Raw genomic sequence first — 12,924 nt, forward strand, 5'->3', positions numbered from 1 at the left:
GTCACCGAGGCCAGTCGCGCAGGGTGTCCAGATAGCGCTGCCGGACCTCGGCGACCTTTTCGTCCAGGTCACCGCCATCGATCTCCACCGGCGGCAGGATCGCCACATCGACCACACCCGGGCGCGCGATCATCGAATCCCGCCTACCTATATCGGCGGCGTTGCGGATCACCACCGGGATCACCGGTACCCCGGCCTGCTCGGCCATGTGGAAGGCGCCCTTCTTGAACTTGCCCGGCTGCGCGGTGTAGGAGCGGGTGCCCTCCGGGGCGATCGCGACGGACAGGCCGGTGCGCAGGGTATCCGCCACCGGAGCCAGGGAGGCCTTGGCGAGATCGGTGTTCGACCGGTCGATGAAGGTGACGCCGACGAACCTCATCAGCGGCCCGAAGATCGGATGCCGGATGAGTTCCTTCTTCCCGACTCCGGTGACGTCGCCGCCGAGGACAGCGGGAACGATGAGTACGTCGAACTGGCTCTGATGATTGAACAGGAACACAGCCGGACGTGGCCCTCGGGCGTTCTCCGCCCCGGTGACCCGGAGCCGGATCCCGCAGAGCCGCAGCGGCCAGGCCGTTCCGTATTTCATGAGCGCGTCCGCCATGGCCCGCCGGTCGCGGGTATGCGACTTGCGCAGCACGCCGTACAGCGCACCGGCGATCAGTGCGGCGAACCCCAGGAGAGTCCGCACGTAGTCGGCCGGACGCGGTGCGGTCCGCGCGGCGACGGCGGGCGTGGCCCAGCCGTACTCGGCGCCGGCCGCGGCGAGGACCGGGTCGGGTGCGACGGGGATCTGTGTCCCGGCGCGGGACAGGAGCGGAAGGTCGGCCGCGCTACCGCTGTAGACGTAGGAATGCGCGAGATCCACCTCGTGGGCCGTCGCGAATTCCGATACCGCCTCAGCCTTCTCGGGGCCGTAGACCACCCCGCCCTCGATCAGCCCGCTCAGCCCGTCCGAGGTCACCGCCGGGCGGGTACCGAGTACATGGGGGATACCAAGGGCGGTGGCGGCGGGACGCAACTGGAATTCGGCCGAATCCCCGGTCAGCACCACGGTGTGCCCAGCGGCGACATGTTCCCGGACCAGCCGTAGCGACTCCGGGCGCAGCCGGTCGTACCAACCACGCTTGAACAGTCGTTCGCCCAGCGCGGTCAGATCCTCCGGGGTACGACCGGCGGCGTCCCGCACGGCGCGTTCGAGGATATCGGCCGCCTTACTCGACCCGGTGTGGCGCAACTGCTCGAACAGAGCGGCAGTCAGCTCGCGGTCGGTACCGCGCCACCGCGGTACCGGGGCCGAACGGAGTTCCGCGACGGCCGTCAGATCGAATACCGCGCCGATCCCTGGACCGCGCGGCCCGGAACGGATGGCTGCGACCATCGCATCGATCGTCGTGGTGGAGGGGGCCGGGGCAGGGGTGCCCCGGGTTCCGGTGTCCCGGGCGCTCATCGGATCCGTCCTGCGGGAAGATTGGAGGGGTCGAGGGTGGCGGCGCGTGAGATCCGGAAACCGATCGTGCGCAGCCGTTCGGCGAATTCGTGGCGCCGCTGGGCGAGTTCTGCCACCGATTCCGCCGATTCCGGATCGGCGGGTTCGAGCAACCCCCGGTTGGCGGCGAGTTTCAGGGCACTGCCGAACAACTCGGTGGAGACCGACTCGGTACTGTGCAGCCGCTGCTGCAGCAGCATCTGCCTGCCGACCGAGACGCATTCGTCGATGAACTCCTTGCGGTCGATCTGTGCGGACGGGTCCCGGGCGGCCAGCCGTTCGGCCACCACCAGTTGCGCGTCGAAGAACGAGCGCAGCACCCGGTGGGCCATCATGAACCCGGTGCCGGTGAGCGCGCCCAGGATCTCGCTGCCGAGAGTGTCGCGGGGCCTGGACTGCCAGCCGGGGTCCACCAGCAGCATCTCCGCGGTGATCCGCTCGGCGAATTCGGCCCGGTCCGGGAAGAAGAACTCGAACTTCAGCAGATCCCGCAGCTGGTAGGCCTCTTCCCAGCCGATGCCCAGCGCGTCGGCGTCCGGGCCGACGGCATCGCCGCCCGGATCGTCGGGTGCGGCTTCCACCGCGGCCAGGATCGCCAGTTCCACGATCGCGCGGTCGACGAACCAGTGCACCGCGCTGTTGCGATAGAACGCGGCCTCGAGGTGGGCACCGGACTCGATCGAGTACACCGGTTCCACGCCGCTGCGATAGACCGTGACCACCTTCGCGAGCGACAACTGTTCCAGGACCACGGCCAGGCTCTGCTCGTCCCGCAGTTTCGCGATCTCGCCGCGCGGGAGATCACGCTGTTCGATGTAGTCCAGTACCGGGGCGAGCACCTCGCAGACCTCCGCCCGGGTCAGCGCACGCTGATGGACACCCAGCAGCGCCAGGGCGACCAGCGCGTTGACGGTGATCGGGGTGACCGAGTTGATACCCACGGCCACATCGAACGCGAGCCGCTGGACCGCCAGACGTTCGCTCTCCTCCACGGGATCCCGTGGATCGACCGGATGCGCGGCGTTCCGGTCCGCCGGGTCGGTGCGGTGCAGGGGGATGGTGACCGGCCGCGCGACGAGCGGATCGCCGTGTGCGGCCAGCCGTTCCCGCGTCGAGAGCGGTTCGCCGAACCGGACGTAGACGTGCCCGGCCGAATGCTGCTGATTACGGACGTAACGGGCCAGCCAGCCCAGACCCTCGGGTTTCTTGCGGCCACCCATCTGTTCGTCCGCGATGGCGCCGAGTTCGTTGAGCCGCTCGTAGGTGATCGATACCGGCACCAGGAGCGCGTCGGCGATCCGCTCCTGCCGGACGGCCGCGGCCAGATAGTTGAGCAGCCCGTAGCGGGGTGGGCGGAGCTTGCCGGTCCGGGTGCGGCCACCCTCGAAGTACCACTCCAGATTGAACCGCCGGGCCATCAGGTAGCCGAAATACTCCTCGACCACCGCTTGGTAGACCGTATCGCCGCCGAAACTGCGCCGGATGAAGATCGTGCCGGTGCGCCGGGCGATCGGTCCCATCGGCCAGAACCGCAGATTCGCGCCGCCGACCACGTGATTGGGCGGGAAATCGTTGCGGGCCAGCACATCGCCCAGTACGAACGCGTCCACATAGGACCGATGGGAGGGCAGGAAGACCAGCGGATAGCGCCGGTTGAGTTCGCCCAGCGCCGCGAGCCCGGATTCGTCACAGTCCACCTTCCAGGTCGACGCGTGGACCGGGCGCATGGCCTGGGTGAACAGATCCGAGACCGTCCGGCTCTGGGCGGCGACCAGTTCGTTGAGTGCTTTCTCGGCGCGGCGGTGCACGTCCTGTGGGTCGGCCCCGGATTCGTCGGCGATCAGTTCGAGCCGCCGCAGGAACTCGGGTGAGTCCAGGATCTCCTCGGCGACCAGGCGCGGCACCTTGTACCGGTCACCGATCACGCCGCGTTCGGCGCGTTCGAGCGCGACCACCGCGGCACGGACCACCGCGCGGGCGAACGGTTCGGTTGTCCCGGCGCGATGCAGTGCGGCGGCCTCGGGATTGTTGGCCCGTAGTTCGGCGAGCCGGGCCGGGCTGCCGGTGAGGATCAGGTGCCGGTCCGGCGACCGTTCGACCAGACGGCGCTGGGCGAGCCGGTTCGGGCGGCGGGGGTTGGTGAGCAGTGCGAGGTCGCCGAAGGTCACCCGCCGGACACCGTCGCGTTCGGGTGGCAGCCACAGCACCCGGACCGGCACCACCAGCGGGTCGTCGATGCGGCCGGTGAGGCGGTCGGCGATGGCGTCGGCGTCCAGATCGAGCTGGGTCACCGGGGCGTCCACTCCCAGTTCGGCCGCCAATCCGCCGTCGGCGATCCAGCGGCCGATCAGTTCGCGCTCGGTAGCCGAGGCCGAATCCACCAGTGCCACCACCGATTCCAGCGGCAGGTCGGAGGCGGCCGGGGCTCCACTGCGGTGCTCGATCATGGTGCGGATCCTCTGCTCGGATGGGGGCGATCGGCCCCGCGTCTGGGCGAGCTCCGCGCGACTCCTACGGCAGAGCCCGATCGTCGTCGGCTGTTGAAATTACTCCTCGGCAACCACTATGGACGGCTCTCGCGTGGTTGGGGTTGTTTGGCTCGTTTCCGACGATTTCCACGGCTCCGGATGTGAAACTTCCACACCTCCCAATCGTAAGAGGTAATGCTAACCTTACTTTCTGATTTTGGGCCGGTTAGCCTTGGAGGATCGTTGTCGACCACGGACGAACGCTTACGTGTCGAGTATGTGACCGACCCGGCGGCAGCGATGTCACGCCTGGCCGCCGAGGATCATTTCGGCGATCACGTGGTCTACGAGCGCCGTGGCGAATGGGTATACGCCGCGGACCCGATCGGTGCGATCGAACTCGATGCCGACGAACTGCGGATCACCTGGGCGGCCGAGACCACCACCAGGCAGTGGACCGGCAGTCCGGCCCAGGTGATGAACAGTGCTCTCGCCGAACTGCCGATGACCGGTCGTAACGCCTACGGCTGGATCGGATTCGAATTCTGCGCGTGGTCGCTGGGCGCCACCGAGTACCTCCGCCCCGGCACCCCGCTGGTCCATCTCATGGTTCCGCGGGTGGAGGTACGCATCGATACCTCCGGTGCAGTGTGGATCACCGGCGCCGGTCCGGAGGAGGCCGTCGTGCTGGCCGACACCGTCGCGCGTTCACAGGACAGTGCGCTACCGCGGCCTTATCCGGTGGACGTGCGGGTCGATACCTCCGGTTACCACGAGCGGGTCGCCGACGCCGTCGCGGAGATCGGTGCCGGGCGGTATCAGAAGGTCATCCTGTCGCGGAAGGTCGAACTGCCGTTCGCGGTGGACATCCCCGCCACCTACCGGCTCGGCCGGGCGCACAACACACCCGCGCGATCGTTCCTGTTGAACCTGGGCGGTCTGGAGGCGGCCGGGTTCAGCCCGGAACTGGTGCTCTCGGTGGACGACGACCGGACGGTCAGCACCGAACCGCTCGCGGGTACGCGGGCCTTCGGCCTGGGTGCCGAGATGGACAGCGCTGCCCGGGCGGAGCTGGTCACCGACCCGAAGGAGATCGTCGAACACGCCCTCTCGGTGCAGACCTGTTTCGCCGAGATCGCTACGGTCGCCGAGCCCGGCACGACCTCGGTATCGGATTTCATGGCGGTGCGCGAACGTGGCAGTGTGCAGCATCTCGCTTCCACCGTGCGCGGCCGCCTCGCCGCCGGCCGTACGGCCTGGGACGCGCTGGACGCCATCTTCCCCTCGGTGACCGCGTCGGGTATCCCCAAGCGGTCCGGAGTGGATTCGGTGTTCCGGCACGACCGTCCGCGAGGGTTGTACTCCGGTGCGGTGCTGATGGTTTCGCCGACCGGCGCGCTGGAGGCCGCGCTGGTGCTGCGCGCGGTGTACCAGACCGGCGAAGGTGCGTGGTTGCGTGCGGGCGCCGGGGTGGTCGCGCAGTCGCGCCCCGACCGGGAGTTCGAGGAGACCTGCGAAAAGCTGGGCAGTGTGGCGCCCTACGTGGTGAAGGCATAGGGCGAGCGGATGCCCGGGGGAGACGGGCGCGGTTCGCGCCCGTCTCCGGTCCGTCTAAGCGCCGGCGCGCAGGGCTTTCTTGTCGATCTTGCCCACTGCGGTCAGGGGCAGGGTGTCGGCCCGGCGCAGTATGTCCGGGAGTTTGTAGGTGGCCAGACCGCGGCCGGTGAGGAACTCCTTGATCTCGGCCAGGGACGGCATATCGCCGGTCACGACCAGTACCGCGCAGACCTTCTCGCCGAGGCCGGGATCGGGCAGCCCGACCGCGGCCGCGTGCCGGACCGCCGGATGGGCGAGCAGATGTTCCTCCAGTTCGTCGCAGGAGACGTTCTCACCGCCGCGATTGATCACATCCTTGATCCGCCCCGACACCACCAGGTGGCCGCTGGGCAGTTGCCGGACCAGATCGCCACTGCGATAGAAGCCGTCCGGGGTGAAAGCGCGGGCATTGTGTTCCGGCGCGCGGTAATACCCGCGCAGCGTGTACGGACCACGGGTGATCAGCTCGCCCTCCGCGCCGGGCGTCACATCGGTGCCTTCCTCGTCCACCACGCGGATCTCGTCGGCCGGGCACAGCGGCCGGCCCTGGGTGGTGCAGATGAGGTCCGGATCGTCGTCCAGCCGGGTGAAATTCAGCAGTCCCTCGGCCATCCCGAACACCTGCTGCAAGGTGACGTTCAATGCGGGCGCCACCTCGCGCGCGTTCACCTCGGCCAGTTTCGCGCCGCCGACCTGCAGCAGTCGCAGCGAGGAGATATCGGCGTCCTCCCATTCGACGGCGGCCGACCACAGCTGCGCCAGCGGCGGCACCACCGCCGTGACGGTGACTCCGTATCGTTCGATCGCCGCGAACGCGTTCTCCGGGCTGGGATCGGCGGTGAAGGTCAGCGCGCCGCCGGTCGCCACTGTGCCGAGGATGCCCGGGCAGGCCAGCGGGAAGTTGTGCGCCGCGGGCAGAGTCGCCAGATATACGTCCTGCTCGCCGAGTCCGCAGACGGCGGCGCTGGCGGTTGCGTTGTAGACGTAGTCGTCGTGGGTACGGGCGATGAGTTTCGGGAGTCCGGTGGTGCCACCGGATACCAGCATGAGCGCGATATCGCCGGGATCGATCGCCGGCAGCGATCCGGTGTCGGCGGCGATCGACATCAGCTCGGTGAACTCACCGGCATCGCCCGATACCAGGACGTGGCGCAGTGGTTCGACGGTTTCCCGGAGAGCGGCGGCCAATTGCCGGTAGTCGAAATCGCCGTGGCGGTCGGCGACCAGATAGGCGACCGCGCCGGAGAGGCGGGCCAGATGCTCGATTTCGGCCCGGCGGTGCGCGGGCAGGGTGAGTACCGGAATGATGCCGGCGCGCAGCAGGCCGAACAGCACGATGGCGAAATCCGGCGTATTGAGCAGTTGCACGATCACCCGATCGCCCGGCGTGATGCCCAGCCGCAGGAATCCGTACGCCATCCGATCGGCTTCGGCGTCCAGTTCGGCGTAGGTCAGCGGCCGGTCGCCGAGCAGGGCCGGGCGCTCCGGGCCGCGGCGAGCGGAGTCGCGGAGCAGATCGCCCAGGGTGGTGCCGGTCCAGTAGCCGGCGGCACGATAGGAGTCGGCCAGGTCCGCGGGGAAGGGAACATAACCGTCACGGTGGGTGCCGGCGGCGGTGGAAGTCACGATATGCCTCATAGGAAAACAGGGACTCGAAAGCGTGTGCGGCGCGTTTCCGGTCCGTTAATAGGTTAGGCAAACCTATATCGTTTGAAAAGGCCGGGTCCTTTCTGTGCAGGTACAGGCGGTGAGCGGGCGATCCTGATCGACTGTGCGATCCCCGGTCCGTCGTGCCCTGTGTACATCCGTGCCGCGCATTAGACTCGCCCCATGAGTGGTTGGGGCGTCGGGGACATCCCCGATCAGCAGGGTCGAACCGTCATCATCACCGGGGCCAACAGTGGACTGGGCGCCGTCGCCGCACGTGCCCTGGCCGGCGCCGGAGCGCAGGTGGTCCTGGCCTGCCGGAACATCGGCAAAGGGCAGGCCGTCGCGGACGAGATCGGCGAGCGGGCCCAGGTTCGCCACCTGGATCTCGCCGATCTTTCCTCGGTCCGGGAATTCGCGGCCGGGGTGGACAGCGCGGACGTACTGATCAACAACGCCGGGGTGATGGCGGTACCGCTGCGGCGGACCGCAGACGGTTTCGAAATGCAGATCGGCACGAATCACCTCGGCCATTTCGCGCTGACCGGACTGCTGCTCGGCAAGATCGGCGAGCGGATCGTCACCCTGTCCAGCGGCGCCCATGCGGCGGGGGCCATCGACCTCGACGACCTCAACTGGGAGCGGCGGCCCTACAAGCGCTGGTCGGCCTACGGGCAGTCGAAGCTGGCGAATCTGCTCTTCGCCTTCGAATTGCAGCGTCGGCTCGCCGCCGCCGGATCGGCGAAACTCTCGCTCGCGGCCCACCCGGGCTACGCGGCCACCGACCTCCAGTCCCATACCGAGACCCTGCTCGACTCGGTGATGGGCATCGGTAACAAGGTGTTCGCGCAGAGCGCGGAGATGGGGGCGCTACCCGAGCTCTACGCCGCGACCGCCACCGTCGAGCCGGGCACGTACTACGGGCCCACCGGACTGGGTGGTATGCGCGGCCACCCGGGTCCCTCCGGTTGCTCCAAGCGGGCGAAAGACCAGCTCACAGCTCGTTCACTATGGGAACTCTCGGAGCGGCTGACCGACGTGAAGTTCGATTTCTCGGCCTGAGCGTCGGCCCGTACCCGGTGCGTCCCGGCGGGATGTCACACCTGCGTTCGATACCTCGTCTTCTCTTCGACAAGGCAGGAACGAAAGGAATCCGGATATGGAACCCCGTGTGAATCTCTTCGAGAACAAGGTCACCGCGAGCTACGTCAAGCGGCTGACCACCGCCGGTAAGGTCGCCGAGAGCTCGGGTCTGCCGGCTGCCACCTACGAACTGGTGAAGATCCGGGCCAGCCAGATCAACGGCTGCGCGATGTGCCTGGATATGCACACCAAGGATGCACTGCACGCCGGGGAGACCTCGGTGCGGATAAACCTGATCGCCGCGTGGCGAGAGGCGACGGTGTTCACCGAGGCCGAACGCGCCGCACTCGAACTCACCGAGGCGGGCACCCGGCTGGCCGACGGCGGCGGCGTGAGCGAGGACACCTGGCAGCGGGTGCGCAAGCACTACGACGACGACCAGATCGGCGGGCTGCTCGTCGCCGTCGCCACCATCAACGCCTGGAACCGGCTCAATGCCCTCGCCCACACCCCGGCGGGGAATTACGAGCCCGGCATGTTCTGAAGCGGCACCGGGGGCGGAATTGTGTTGAGTATCACTTCTTTCGGCCTGTTCCGCCCCGGATCGACATCTCGGGGCAACCGCCTGGTACCGTGACCAATCGTGCAGCGCGTGTATTTCTGGTTTAGCAAGCCGGCCCGGGGCGGGTCGGTCTGCGGCTACCACGCGCGCTGACCAGTTCACCCCGAGCCGGATAAGACCGGCTCGACGGGTAGATGTTTCCGTGGGTCGGCCCGAACGAGAAGGACACCACCCACGATGACAACCGCAGTCGATATCGACGCCCATCATTCCGATCTGGACGATCAGCGAACTCTCAGTGTGAGTCCGTTACGTTCGCCCGCCGAGGTGCGCCGGGTCCACGCCATCACCGACGACCACGCCGCTACTGTGCGGGCCGGTCGCAAGTCCACCGTCGCGGTCCTCGACGGGCGCGACGACCGTCTCATGGTGGTCGTCGGCCCCTGCTCGGTCCACGACCCCGCCGCCGCTCTCGACTACGCCCGCCGCCTGGCCGCCGCGTCGGCCGAGCTGTCCGACCGGCTGCACCTGGTCATGCGTGTCTATTTCGAGAAGCCGCGCACCACGCTGGGGTGGAAGGGCCTGATCAACGATCCGCATCTCAACGGCAGCTTCGATGTGAACACCGGGCTGGGTATCGGCCGCCAGCTGCTGCTCGACATCACCGCGCTGGGTCTGCCGGTGGCCTGTGAATTCCTCGACCCGATCACCCCGCAGTACATCTCGGATCTGGTCTCCTACGGTGCGATCGGTGCCCGGACCGCGGCCAGCCAGGTGCACCGGCAGCTGAGCAGCGCGCTGTCCATGCCGGTCGGCATCAAGAACGGCACCGACGGTGACGTACAGGTCGCCGTGGACGGAGTTCGCGCGGCGGCGGCCAGCCATGTGTTCCCCGGCACCGACCTCGACGGTCGTTCCGCGCTGATCCGCACGGCGGGCAACGAGGACTGCCATGTGATCCTGCGTGGCGGGTCCAACGGCACCAACTACGACGCTGCCTCGGTGGCCGATGCGTGCGCCCGCCTGGAGAAGTCGAAGTTGCCGCAGCGCATCGTCGTCGACGCCAGCCACGGCAACAGCAACAAGGATCACCGGCGCCAGCCGGTCGTCGTCGCCGATATCGCCGAGCGGCTGGCCGCCGGCGAACCGGGTGTGGTCGGCGTGATGCTGGAGAGCTTCCTGGTCGAAGGGCGTCAGGATCTCACTCTGGGCCGGTCGGCCGATCTCACCTACGGCCAGTCCATCACCGACGCCTGCATGGACTGGGACACCACCGCCGCCCAGCTGAACACGCTGGCCGACGCCGTCGCCCGGCGCCGCCAGGGCTGAGCGTCCGGCCGCTGCGCCGCCCGGACCGCGGGTTCGCGGCGCGGGCGGGCGCGGAAACCGGTGGACCACCAGCCGGAGTCCGGGGATCAGATCCCGGCCGGCCATCCGTCCGCCGGTCCGGGCGGATCGGTGTTCAGGCGGGCCGCCATCCAATGGTCGCGGCGGCTGCCGCGCAGCACGCTGCCCAGCCGGGCCAGGCCCTCGTATCGGAAACCGTGCTTGCGGGCCGTGGCGGCGGACGGGTGGTTGCCGACGAAGGCGCGCCAGTGGATACGGGTCAGGCCCATCCCGTCCGGGGCGAAGCCGAAATCGCAAACCAGTGTGACGGCCCGGGACATCAGTCCCTGCCGGCGGCGGTCGGCAGCAATCCAATAGCCGATCTCGGCGGAGCCCTCGTCCTGCGGCCGGACACCGAGCCCTATGGTGCCGACCAGCCGGCCGTGCTCGCCCAGCCGGACAGCCCAGGTGGGGCTGCTACCCGCCCAGCCCTCGGCCGATCTGGTGCGGACGAAGTACTCCGCGTCGCCGCGGCCGTAGGGCACCGGGATCGTCACCCATTCGGCGATCGCCGGGTCCTGACAGCATTCGACGATCGCCTCGATATCGGAGTCCACCGGCCGGCTCAGCCAGACGGTCCCGTCGGTCAATATGCGCTCCTCCACCCGACGATGGTGGCAGCCCGGACAGGTCTCGGGCATCCGATTTCTCGGCTGCGCGCGGTCGGGGCGCCGCCCGGCCCGGCCGCTGCCCGCCGTAGAATTCCGGCGGTGGTAGCCGCGCTTCTCGCCGACCTGTTCGAATCCCATCGTGGACATCTGCTGGCGGTGGCCTACCGGTTGACCGGCAGTGTCGCCGATGCGGAGGACGCGGTGCAGGAGAGCTGGCTGCGCCTGGCCGGGACCTCGCAGTCGGAGATCGAGGATCTGCGCGCGTGGCTGACCACCGTGGTCTCCAGGCTCTGCCTGGACCGTTTGCGCAGCGCCGCCGTACGCCGGGAAAGCTACATCGGCCAGTGGTTGCCGGAACCCGTCGTGACACCACTTACCGGCGCCCCGGGCCCGGACCCGCTCGCATCCGTGGTGCTGCGCCAGGAGTTCCGCATGGCCGCGCTGGTGGTGCTCGATCAGCTCACCCCGCCACAGCGCGTGGCGTTCGTACTGCACGAAGGCCTGGCGGTTCCCTACGGTGAGATCGCCGGAATCCTCGACACCACCCCGGAGGCCGCCCGGCAACTGGCCGCCCGCGCGCGCAAGGTCGTTCGTGAACAGACCCCGCCGGTCGCCGCCGACGGCGAGCACGAGACGGCGGTCCAGAAATTACTGGTCGCGCTGAGCTCCGGCGACGCACGAGCGGTGGCGGCGGTACTGCATCCCGACGCGGTGATGATCGGCGACTCCGGTGGTACCACGCAGACCGCGCGCAATATGATCTTCGGCCCGGACAAGGTCGCCCGGCTGTTCCTCGGTCTCATCCACCGCTACGGCCTGGACCGGCCCGGCGTCGATTTCGTCGCCGAGGATCTGGAATTCGTGCGGGTCAACGGGCAGCTCGGGGTGCTCGTCCACGCCCGCCCCGGCGACGACGATTATCCCGGATTCCCCTCGCGCGTCCTGGGATTCACCGTGGTGGACGGTGTGATCCGGGGTACCTACGACCATGCCAATCCGGCGAAACTGCGTGGGATCCGGTTGCGCTGACCGGGCCGTTCAGACGGCAGCCGGGCGGGTCCGGTCGGTGAGCAGCAGTGCCGCCATGGTCCCCAGTACCGAACCCATCAACAATCGCTGGATACGCAACCACAGCGGTCGTCCGCCGAGGAATCCGGCCACCGTTCCCGCCGTGCACACGATGAGAGCGTTGATCGCGAGCGCGACCGTGATCTGCACCGCCCCGAGGCACAGACTCTGGGCCCATACCGGTCCGGCGCCGGGCGCGACGAACTGCGGGATCAGCGCCAGGTACATAACGGCGATCTTCGGGTTCAGCAGATTGGTCACCAGCCCCATGGTGAACAGCCGCCCGGCCGGATCGCGGGGCAGCGGTTCGGGGGTGAACACCGATACCGCGCCCGGCCGGATCGCCTGCCAGGCCAGCCACAGCAGATAACCGGCCCCGGCCACCTTCAGCGTTGTATACAGCGCGGGGACCAGAGTGAACACGGCCGTGATCCCGGTCGCGGCCGCAGTCAGGTACACCCCGAAGCCGGCGGCCACGCCCGTCAGCGAGATCATGCCGGCCCGCCGCCCCTGCGAAATCGTGCGGGAAACCAGGTACATCATATTGGGGCCGGGCGTGAGGACCAGGCCGAGCGCGGCCACCGCCACCCCGGCCGCCGCCGCGATTTCGATCATGGATCTCATACTGGCCATTTCGGGTAGGTGCTGTCGCGGGCCAGTTCACAACTACTGGACGGGATGGGGGGTCGGGCACTTCGGCCGTGGTGCGGAATAGGTGAAGGGCGGTGGGTTCCGGAGGAGGTGGGGTGGGCGTGCTGGTTGCTCGAGGGGAATGGTGGGGTTGCTTGTGAAAAGGAGGGGTTGTGCTCGCCGGGGCGGGGGGCGGGGCGGGGCGGATCTGTTCGTGACGGTGAGGGGGTGGGGTTGTTTGTGGAGGTGAGAGAGGTGGGGTTGTTTGTGAAGGTGCTGTGTTTTCGGCGCGCTGGCGCGCGCGGGGTTGAGGCCCCCGGAGTCTCGCCGTTCAGGCCTCGAGACTCGAGCCTTCGGCTCATGCGCTTTCGAGGCCTGAACGGA

At 68.4% G+C, this 12,924-nt stretch carries 10 protein-coding genes; 5 read left to right on the plus strand and 5 right to left on the minus strand.

Annotation, left to right across the window (positions count from 1 at the left end):
• Position 1: 1 nt before the first annotated feature.
• Positions 2-1,450, minus strand: coding sequence for a 1-acylglycerol-3-phosphate O-acyltransferase (locus ACWCPQ_RS31465; RefSeq protein WP_449905659.1), 1,449 nt, complete (start codon positions 1,448-1,450; stop codon positions 2-4).
• On the minus strand, positions 1,447-3,936 hold the full coding sequence (locus tag ACWCPQ_RS31470; protein WP_449905661.1) for a glycerol-3-phosphate 1-O-acyltransferase: 2,490 nt from the start codon (positions 3,934-3,936) through the stop codon (positions 1,447-1,449). Before ACWCPQ_RS31470 ends, ACWCPQ_RS31465 begins: the two co-directional genes overlap by 4 nt.
• Positions 3,937-4,200: 264 nt before the next feature.
• On the opposite strand from ACWCPQ_RS31470, the gene ACWCPQ_RS31475 reads away from it, so the two are divergent.
• Complete coding sequence (locus tag ACWCPQ_RS31475; RefSeq protein ID WP_449905663.1) at positions 4,201-5,514, plus strand: salicylate synthase; 1,314 nt, start codon at positions 4,201-4,203, stop codon at positions 5,512-5,514.
• Between the two features lie 54 nt (positions 5,515-5,568).
• On the opposite strand, the gene ACWCPQ_RS31480 is transcribed toward ACWCPQ_RS31475, so the two are convergent.
• A complete protein-coding gene (locus ACWCPQ_RS31480) occupies positions 5,569-7,191 on the minus strand; it encodes a (2,3-dihydroxybenzoyl)adenylate synthase (protein WP_449905665.1) in 1,623 nt (540 codons plus the stop codon).
• Between the two features lie 192 nt (positions 7,192-7,383).
• On the opposite strand from ACWCPQ_RS31480, the gene ACWCPQ_RS31485 reads away from it, so the two are divergent.
• From ACWCPQ_RS31485 to ACWCPQ_RS31495, 3 genes are all read left to right on the plus strand, one after another.
• Entirely contained in the window at positions 7,384-8,262 is an 879-nt protein-coding gene (locus ACWCPQ_RS31485; protein WP_449905667.1) for an oxidoreductase, read from the plus strand.
• A 97-nt stretch (positions 8,263-8,359) separates the two neighbouring features.
• A complete protein-coding gene (locus ACWCPQ_RS31490; protein WP_449905669.1) occupies positions 8,360-8,827 on the plus strand; it encodes a carboxymuconolactone decarboxylase family protein in 468 nt (155 codons plus the stop codon).
• 255 nt (positions 8,828-9,082) lie between these two features.
• Entirely contained in the window at positions 9,083-10,174 is a 1,092-nt protein-coding gene (locus tag ACWCPQ_RS31495; RefSeq protein ID WP_449905671.1) for a 3-deoxy-7-phosphoheptulonate synthase, read from the plus strand.
• An 86-nt stretch (positions 10,175-10,260) separates the two neighbouring features.
• Here the strand turns inward: ACWCPQ_RS31495 and ACWCPQ_RS31500 are convergent, their stop codons facing one another.
• Complete coding sequence (locus tag ACWCPQ_RS31500) at positions 10,261-10,836, minus strand: GNAT family N-acetyltransferase (protein ID WP_449905673.1); 576 nt, start codon at positions 10,834-10,836, stop codon at positions 10,261-10,263.
• A 105-nt stretch (positions 10,837-10,941) separates the two neighbouring features.
• Between ACWCPQ_RS31500 and sigJ the strand changes: the two genes are divergently transcribed.
• Entirely contained in the window at positions 10,942-11,871 is a 930-nt protein-coding gene (gene sigJ / locus ACWCPQ_RS31505) for an RNA polymerase sigma factor SigJ (RefSeq protein ID WP_449905675.1), read from the plus strand.
• 9 nt (positions 11,872-11,880) lie between these two features.
• Here the strand turns inward: sigJ and ACWCPQ_RS31510 are convergent, their stop codons facing one another.
• Positions 11,881-12,525, minus strand: coding sequence for a LysE family translocator (locus ACWCPQ_RS31510; protein ID WP_449905677.1), 645 nt, complete (start codon positions 12,523-12,525; stop codon positions 11,881-11,883).
• Positions 12,526-12,924 lie beyond the last annotated feature (399 nt).

It is taken from the genome of Nocardia sp. NPDC001965 (assembly GCF_053594175.1).